This is a genomic window from Aeromonas media (assembly GCF_000819985.1).
In the GTDB taxonomy this organism is placed as follows: Bacteria; Pseudomonadota; Gammaproteobacteria; order Enterobacterales; family Aeromonadaceae; genus Aeromonas; species Aeromonas media.
Window position 1 is genome coordinate 1 of sequence record NZ_CDBZ01000222.1, and the last position, 1679, is coordinate 1679.

The following is a 1679-nucleotide window of genomic DNA, read 5'->3' on the forward strand; positions in this document are numbered from 1 at the left end:
TTAGCAACTGCCCCGTAAACCCTCGCCCAATCGGGCGGGGATATAAGGGGAGCTAATCTGGTGTGTTCTGCGAGGCCACATACGCCTTGAGCGTTTCGATAGTGGCCCCGCCAGCACTGCAAGCAAAGTAAGAGCGCGACCACAGGAGCCCGCTATTACTTTGCTTTCGTAGGTGCGTATTCAATATGCGGATCTGGCGGCTACTGATCGACTTCAAATTATTGACCAACACACTGACGGCCAACTTCGGTGGATAGGCTACGAGCAGATGAACGTGATCGGCTTCGCCATCCATCTCCAGAATGTCGATCTCCAACTTCTCTGCCGCAGATAAAAATGCGCCGCGCATCTGCTCGATCATGGTGCCATCAAGCAGTTTGCGGCGGTACTTCGTGGTGAAGATTAAATGCACAACTAGCTTGCTGACGGAGTGACGCCTCCGCAGATACCTAGTCAAATCATCATGATGCACACTCACTTGCAATAATCCGTTAAAAGTCATACTGTATGGCTATCCTAGCAGCGAGCGGTGACTTTGAGAAGAGCAACGAAAGTACGCATTTATCCGACCGACGAACAAGCGGCATTCTTGAATGCCCAGTTCGGCGCGGTGCGGTTCGCGTACAACAAGGCCATTTATATTCAACGACACATGTTCAAGCGTCACGGGATTTCACTGAAACCGAAACGCGACCTGAAACCCATGCTCGCAGTGGCGAAAAAATCGCGCAAATACGGCTGGCTAAAGGAGTACGATTCACTCGCCTTGCAGCAAGCGGTGATTAATCTCGACAAGGCATTCGCCAACTTCTTCAATCCCAAGCTCAAGGCACGAATGCCTACCTTCAAGAGCAAACGGGGCAGGCAATCCAGCTATCACCCCAACGGAAAGGTGCTCACAGCGGCTATCCAGTTGCCGAAGATGACGCCCATCAGGGCGGTCATTCATCGAGATATTATCGGCGTGGTATCCAGCATCACAGTCAGCCGTGGCCCGACAGGGAAATACTATGCTTCCATCCTTTGCGAGGATGGCTGCGAGGCTCCCGCCAAGCCCACCTTCATCACGGACGTGACTGGCTGTGATATGGGGCTGTCCCACTACCTCATTGAGTCGAGCGGCAAAAAGATTGCCAATCCACGCCACCTTATCAACGCCAGTCGCAATCTACGACGCAAGCAAAAGGCACTGTCTCGCAAGAAAAAGGGCAGCGCCAACCGTGGCAAGGCAAGACGGCAACTGGCCGCCCTGCACGAACGGGTAGCCAATGCCCGCGCCGATTTTCAGCACAAACTCTCTCACACGATGGTTGACGAAAACCAAGCGGTCATCGTGGAGACATTGAAATCAGCGAACATGATGAAAAATCACAAACTGGCCCGCGCCATTGGCGATGCTGGTTGGCATGGTTTCATCATGAAGCTGGAGTACAAGGCACAAGCGGCGGGTCGCCACCTAATCAAACTTGATCAGTGGTTTGCCAGCTCGAAACTGTGTAGCGATTGCGGCCACAAGATGCCGGACATGCCGTTGCATCAGCGGCAGTGGGTATGTCCAGCGTGTGGGGCAGGGCATGACCGCGACATTAACGCGGCCATGAATATCCAGCAACAAGGCATATTGGAATTAAAGGCGGCGGGACACGTCGTTTCTACCCATGGAGGCCAGCGTTAATCTG

2 protein-coding genes are annotated in these 1679 nt (G+C 53.4%); one reads left to right on the forward strand and one right to left on the reverse strand.

Annotation, left to right across the window (positions count from 1 at the left end):
• Positions 1-52: 52 nt before the first annotated feature.
• The gene (gene tnpA / locus BN1127_RS20090; RefSeq protein ID WP_041205574.1) at positions 53-478 is read right to left on the reverse strand and encodes an IS200/IS605-like element ISAeme8 family transposase; all 426 of its coding nucleotides are present in this window, start codon (positions 476-478) and stop codon (positions 53-55) included.
• A 57-nt stretch (positions 479-535) separates the two neighbouring features.
• Here tnpA and BN1127_RS20095 point away from each other — a divergent pair, with 57 nt between their 5' ends.
• Positions 536-1675, forward strand: coding sequence for an RNA-guided endonuclease InsQ/TnpB family protein (locus BN1127_RS20095; protein WP_041206992.1), 1140 nt, complete (start codon positions 536-538; stop codon positions 1673-1675).
• Positions 1676-1679 lie beyond the last annotated feature (4 nt).